Source organism: Saccharospirillum impatiens DSM 12546, from assembly GCF_000423605.1.
Taxonomy (GTDB): domain Bacteria; phylum Pseudomonadota; class Gammaproteobacteria; order Pseudomonadales; family Natronospirillaceae; genus Saccharospirillum; species Saccharospirillum impatiens.
On sequence record NZ_AUIH01000088.1, the window covers coordinates 1 to 6,613 of the forward strand.

Genomic DNA, 6,613 nt, shown 5'->3' on the forward strand with positions numbered 1-6,613 from the left:
AAGGCTAACGAAATAAAGATCAGCATGGATGGCAAGGGCCGGGCACTGGACAATATATTTGTCGAGCGGCTCTGGCGTTCCGTCAAGTACGAGGAAGTGTATCTAAAGCAATATCAGACGATGCAGGAAGCACGGGACGGCCTGAGTGCCTACTTCCGGTTTTACAACCATGAGCGGCCGCATCAATCGCTCAACAACAGGACACCGGCAGAAGAACATGGCACTGCTGTGCAATGGCTGCAAGCCGCGTAAGAATACAATTTAACCCATAGGGCATTTTATCTTAATTTAATGCATTAGTGGTCTTGACGGTGGGGTCCACAATACAAAAACAGGACCCTGCAGAAAGCACGCGAACAGGGGCCTATGGCATATTTAGCTGAACTGCGAGACGGGCGACCCTTGCCGAACGACTTAGCCTCGCTAGGAGATCGAATTCAAAGCGTGATCACCGCGACGGGAAGCGACCAAGAAAAAGGGGCGATCGTAAGTAAGGAGGCGCTAGGAGGTGTATTCGGCGAGCAGTTCGACGCGCGCCTGACCCAAAAGCAGCGACATACCCTGGCCCGAGCTTTGAACACACTCGGCTATTGCCTGGTTCCAGATCCAGAGCACAAGAACCCGGTACCGGCCGCTAACGAGGGTTATGGCGTATTCAGGGGGAGCCGGGTACCGCAGTTGTCTGCCGGTGGACAAATCGCCTATGTCGGTATTCGCCTGGGGTATATGGTAGCCAGTGCTGACGGCGTGGATGAAGATGAAGTAACTATTATCGATAAACTCGCTGGAACGCTATCTGACGACGATGAAAGGCGTTTCATGGAGGTCTTCGCCAAGTGGGTTAAGGCGTCCGGTTCGGGATCCAAGGCTGGCCTCAAGGACCAAATTGACAAACTTCCCCTAATACCGCGAAAGGCAATATTTGATGGTCTGGCAGACGTGGCGCTAGCCGACGGGGAACTTTCGAAGAAAGAGCTCACCCAGCTAACCAGTATGCACAAGACGCTCGGTTTAGGTGATTTCAATATTGAAGAGCACCGAGGTTTGGCCGAGGCGCCCACCGCAAGCACCAAAAAAGCGAAGTCGACAGCCAAATCCGATGGTGTCGAGCAGAAAGCACCTCCGGCCCGCGTGGTATTGGATGCGGAGAAACTGGCAGCAATAAAAGAGTCGACAAAGGGCACACATACGCTTTTAGGCGAGATATTCAATGACGACGAAGACAATGATGCGGTTGCAGGAACGAATCCAGCCACGGTTGACGATGAAAGGACCCCGGCTAGTGACGTTGGGGGAGGCCTGGTCCCGTGGCATCATGGGGCTCTAAACGCGGCTCAAGAAGCTATTTTCGACACACTTGTACAGCATGAAGAGTGGGAAATGGCCGCTGTAGAGAAGCTGATAAAAGATTCAGGGCTTATGGTCGCTGGCACGATAGAAGCGATTAACGACGCGGCGATTGATCAGTATGGCGAAGCAGTACTGGAAGAAGCCGAGTCCACCTTGTTCGTATACAGCGATATCGTGGAAAGCGCATGGTAGGTGCTTCATAGTGAAGAGCTGCTTACCAGTGAGCATCACCCGAACCGATAACTTTAGGACGTAAACATGACCCAAAATACCAAGATTCGAGCGCGCCAGCGAGACGCAGTTGTGCAGGCTCTGCGAGCTGGCGTAGCCCCGGCCCAGGGTATCCAGTTTTTACAAGTGGCCCGGGAAAAGGAGCTTGAAGCAATTATTCGGGATATGGAGCGGATCGAACAGGGTGGTGCGTCCTTCCGATTGGTATCTGGAGAGTATGGCGCCGGCAAGACATTCCTGTTGCACCTTGCCCGTCAAATAGCATTAAAGAAGAAAATCGTCACTATGCATGCTGATTTGAGCCCTAACCGCCGGTTGGTTGCATCAGCTGGCCAGGCAAGGGCGCTCTATAGCGAGCTGGTCAGCAATATGTCCACGCAATCAAAGCCAGAGGGTGGGGCACTGGCGAACGTGATAGAGCGGTTCGTTGGTGAGGTCATGCATCAGGCAGAGCAAGAGGGCGGGTCAGCCGAAGCCATCATTCAGAAGAAACTCGCACCCTTACACGGATATGTTGGAGGGTTCGAGATTACTAATGTGCTTCAAAAGTACTGCACTGCTCACGAACAAGGGGATGACGAACAAAAAGAGGCAGCTATGCGGTGGCTGCGTGGAGAGTATGGGACCAAGACAGAGGCCCGTCAGGCGTTGGGTGTTCGCTCCATCATTGATGACTCGATGCTCTTCGATGCTTTGAAGCTATTAGCACACTTCATGTCGATAGCCGGCTATGGTGGCATTCTCGTGATAGCTGATGAAGCCGTTAATTTGTACAAGATAACCAATACGACATCGAGACAGGCAAACTACGAAAAAGTCCTTCAAATGCTTAATGCCACTCTCCAGGGGGAGGTAAGAAACATTGGCATCATGTTCGGGATAACTCCGCGAGCGGTCGACGATCCCCGTCGAGGGTTGTTTTCTTATGAGGCACTGGCAAGTCGCCTGCGTCCCAATGAGTTTGCCAAGCAAGCTGGCGTCACAGACTTCAACCATCCCGTTATTACATTGCCATCCCTTACCCAAGAAGAGCTCTATGTTTTGCTCTCGAACATTCGGAACATCTTTGCTGGCGGGGATGAAAGCAAGTATCTGTTACCAGATGAAGCTTTGAGCGCGTTCATGGCACATTGCCAACAGAAAATCGGGAGCGCTTATTTCAAAACTCCACGCGAAACCGCCCGTCAGTTTGTCAACTTGCTGAGCATCCTGGAACAGCACCCAGAAATGAAATGGCACTCGCTGATCGACGAAATTGAAATTGAACCCGATACCGACCCCCAGGATGAAATTGCTGTTGAGCTATACGGTGATGGCGATACCGATACCAATACGCCAGCCAATGGCAGCGATGATGACGACCTGAAGAGCTTCAAAATGTAAGGTATAGCCCAATGGCAGATCCATTTGAGTTACTCAGTAGGGGCGTACAGAACTGGGTCTACAGGCAGGAATGGCCGTCGCTCAGGCCTGTCCAGGCTCAATCTATCCCGGTTATCCTGGATGGACTGGAAGATATAATGATCATGGCACCGACGGCTGGCGGAAAGACTGAGGCAGCCTTTTTACCGGTGGTCAGCTGGATAGAGAATAGTGAGCCCGAGGGGTACGGTGCACTGACCATCAGTCCCCTCAAAGCGTTGATCAATAACCAGTACGACCGACTGGACTTGCTCTGTGAGAGTGCCGGCACAAGCATTACGCCATGGCACGGCGACGTTCCCCGAGGCATTAAAAACCGATCATGGAAGAAGCCTGAAGGGCTTTTGATGATTACGCCTGAATCACTTGAAGCGATGATGGTCAAACGACCACTTGAACTAAAAGAACGGATAAAGAATATCGGCTACGTCGTAATCGACGAATACCACGCGTTCATCGGTGGCGTTCGAGGCCAACAGCTACTTAGCCTTCTGGCGCGAATAGAGGTCATGCTGAATAGGGAAATACCCCGTATAGCCTTGTCTGCAACAATTGGAGATCCTGCGCAAGCACTGGTCTTCCTGCGCCCAGGTAAAGAACTGCCCGGCCGGATTGTTGAGCCAGAGGGAGAGAAATCGGAATTAGTCCTGGTTGTTAGGCACATTGAAGCCAATGCCGGTAAAGGTGAAAATTTCGGCTATCTTACGGCCCTGGACCTCTTTCGTCGCATTCGGGGTGTCAATAACCTTGTTTTTGCCAACTCGCGTCGAGACGTTGAATCCCTCTCGGACACACTCGCTCGGTTAAGTGAAACCCAGGGAGTGCCTAATGAATTCCTACCCCACCACGGGTCTCTATCGGCAGATCTGCGCCATGAAGTGGAAGAACGCTTAAAGGAGGGGCGATTCCCGACCACAGCGATCGCTACAAGCACGCTTGAACTCGGGCTCGACGTGGGCTCTGTTGATTCAGTTGCTCAAATTGAAGCGCCCTCGAATGTCGCCAGCTTACGGCAAAGGCTCGGTCGCTCAGGTCGCCGGGGTTCGCCATCCAAGCTGAGGATATACGTGCCTGGAGAGGGGCATGAACCTGACGCAACGGTCGCTGACCAATTAGAGCTAGACTTGGTGCAAACCATTGCGGTTGTAACACTCATGCTGGAGCAGTGGATAGAACCCCCACGATCTGACCTATTGCATACCTCTACAATGGTGCAGCAAGTCTTATCGATGATTGCTTATACCGGTGGTGTTAAGGTCCCGATGGTTCACAAGGTCCTTGTCGAAAAGGGCCCATGGCGGGGCATGTCGAATGAAGACTTCTTGCGTGTAATAAGGGGGATGGGCAAAACAGAGCTCATCGGTCAAGAAGCCACCGGGGGACTCATCATTGGCCGAGAAGGTGAGAGACTTTTGGGCACCTATGATTTCTATGCAGCATTCAAAACACCGGAAGAGTTCAGGCTACAATCAAACGGCCGTGTACTTGGTCAGATTCCTATCGATAGCGTATTGATGCCTGGAATGCTTATCCTCTTTGGTGGCAAGCGGTGGGAAGTGGTCAGCATCGAATACGAACCAAACATCATCGAGCTGAACCACGCCGCTGGCGGTGACCCGGTAAAATTCGGCGGGGAAGCTGCGCCGGTGCACAGCAAAGTTCGGGAAATGATGAGGGCTATCTATAACGGATATGGCGAACACTGGTTTCTGGATGATAGTGGTGCATCTGCGCTTGCCCGGTCGCGTGAGGTCTACCAGAAACGCGACTTGGACCAGAAGCCGTATATACCGGTGAATGGAGCCGTTCTATTGTTGATCTTCGCGGATGATCGAGTGAGAGATACACTGGCTGTATCCTTGGCTGTCATGGGCCTGGCGCCGTGTGCAATCGGAGCAACCCTGGAGATCCGATGCGCTGAAAGGGACCTCCTGGCTACGTTGGTAGACTTACAAGAGTTGATATCCAGTTCTGCTGCTGAAGAGATAGTTAGCAGACTACCCGCAGAGCCTCTCGGGAAGTTTGATGAATATCTGCCAGAGGATATCCAGAGATGGGGCTCAGCCCAGGCAAGGATGGATATACCAGCAACAATTGACTACTTGAATCAGTTGATCGAAGACTTGTCCGAGTGATCTATATGGTTTTATTCATATGGTAGCCCTCGCTTATTGATGAGGTCGAATATTAGTGCTAATCAGTTTGAGGTGTAAGTAAACATACCTAAGAAGAGTTCTTAATTGTAAAGCTTTTGCGGGTCTAGATAGTCGAATTGAAAGGAATAGAGGCCATTACATAGGACTTCAGCAGCTCTTATTTCCCGGTGAGAGACCTGATTGCCCATTAGCTGTTGTATGAATTGAACAATGCCTATGTACTGAGTCAACTCTGGATGAGGGGGAAGTAATTCTCTTAGCTCATCTAAAATAGACCAATCGGACTGATAGGTGCAGTTTTGAGCCATCTCACTTTCGTTTACCAAAGCCAACATTTCAGATAAAGGCATCAATGGTGCACCTTTTTTCAACACTAACTCTGTTTTACCTGCATGTGATCGAACACCCACTACCGAAGGGGCTAGCTCTAAAAACCTATCATTATGGCTGACCGTAGAATTGGTAGAGGGATATCCAGACGTATCAATTAGATTAAGTTGACAAGCGAGCAGCCATTTCAGTAGCCGCCAAAGTTCTAATTCTAACAGTTGCTCGGAGTCTTGCTTACTTAGCGTATAGTAGATTCCGGTGTCAGTTCTAATTAAACAGGGGTCGAGCCAGAGAGTGTAAAGCCTTGTATAACCATCCAGTTTATTACTACCCCGCCAGTAGTCTTTGAATATTAGCAATAAGTAATTATATACCGCCTGACAAATAGGGCAGTTAGTGTGTTCATATGCATGGCAGTCGTCTATAAAATGGGCGTGTGCAGGTATATGAGCTCTAACAAGTTCTTGGAATTCCGCCAAAACACGCAATTTTGACGATGTAAACGAGCAAAAACGTTCGTAAACAGATAACAATGAACTAGGTCCATCATTTGGCTTAAGCTCTGTCTTTTTTAGGTTTAAAGCGATAAAACGGTCGCCTTCACCACCCTTAAAAATTTCATGGCCTATCGACTGATGTGAAGGCAAGTACGTTAGTACCGCTTCATTGTCACTTATGGGTTTTAATTGTTGTCTGCAGGGACGGACGTGACCAGACAAGAATTGGCAGAGACTAGCCTCCCTCAGATCATTTTCTACCTGTATTAAAGGTTTGAGCCCATCGAGTAATGACTGATTAAATTCTTGTCTACTATTCGGATCGAGCTTAGTGGGGTAGGGACTACTATTGTGGACCCCACTGTCAAGACCACTAATGCATTAAATTAAGGTAAAATGCCCTATGGGTTAAATTGTATTCTTACGCGGCTTGCAGCCATTGCACAGCAGTGCCATGTACTTCTGCCGGTGTCCTGTTGTTGAGCGATTGATGCGGCCGCTCATGGTTGTAAAACCGGAAGTAGGCACTCAAGCCGTCCCGTGCTTCCTGCATCGTCTGATATTGCTTTAGATACACTTCCTCGTACTTGACGGAACGCCAGAGCCGCTCGACAAATATATTGTCCA

At 50.1% G+C, this 6,613-nt stretch carries 6 protein-coding genes; 4 read left to right on the forward strand and 2 right to left on the reverse strand.

What is annotated here, in order from left to right:
• From G565_RS0119795 to G565_RS0119810, 4 genes are all read left to right on the forward strand, one after another.
• A partial coding sequence (locus G565_RS0119795) for an integrase core domain-containing protein (RefSeq protein ID WP_028672377.1) occupies positions 1-252 on the forward strand: 252 nt, incomplete at its 5' end.
• Between the two features lie 192 nt (positions 253-444).
• Complete coding sequence (locus G565_RS0119800) at positions 445-1,542, forward strand: tellurite resistance TerB family protein (protein ID WP_169579689.1); 1,098 nt, start codon at positions 445-447, stop codon at positions 1,540-1,542.
• Positions 1,543-1,608: 66 nt separating this feature from the next.
• A complete protein-coding gene (locus G565_RS25105; protein ID WP_084649484.1) occupies positions 1,609-2,964 on the forward strand; it encodes an ATP-binding protein in 1,356 nt (451 codons plus the stop codon).
• 11 nt (positions 2,965-2,975) lie between these two features.
• A complete protein-coding gene (locus G565_RS0119810; RefSeq protein WP_028672379.1) occupies positions 2,976-5,138 on the forward strand; it encodes a DEAD/DEAH box helicase in 2,163 nt (720 codons plus the stop codon).
• A 101-nt stretch (positions 5,139-5,239) separates the two neighbouring features.
• On the opposite strand, the gene G565_RS26915 is transcribed toward G565_RS0119810, so the two are convergent.
• Positions 5,240-6,136: a hypothetical protein gene (locus G565_RS26915; RefSeq protein WP_157600171.1), complete on the reverse strand. Its 897-nt coding sequence runs from the start codon at positions 6,134-6,136 to the stop codon at positions 5,240-5,242.
• A gap of 271 nt (positions 6,137-6,407) precedes the next feature.
• On the reverse strand, positions 6,408-6,613 hold a 206-nt coding region (locus tag G565_RS0119820; protein WP_028672381.1), incomplete at its 5' end, for an integrase core domain-containing protein.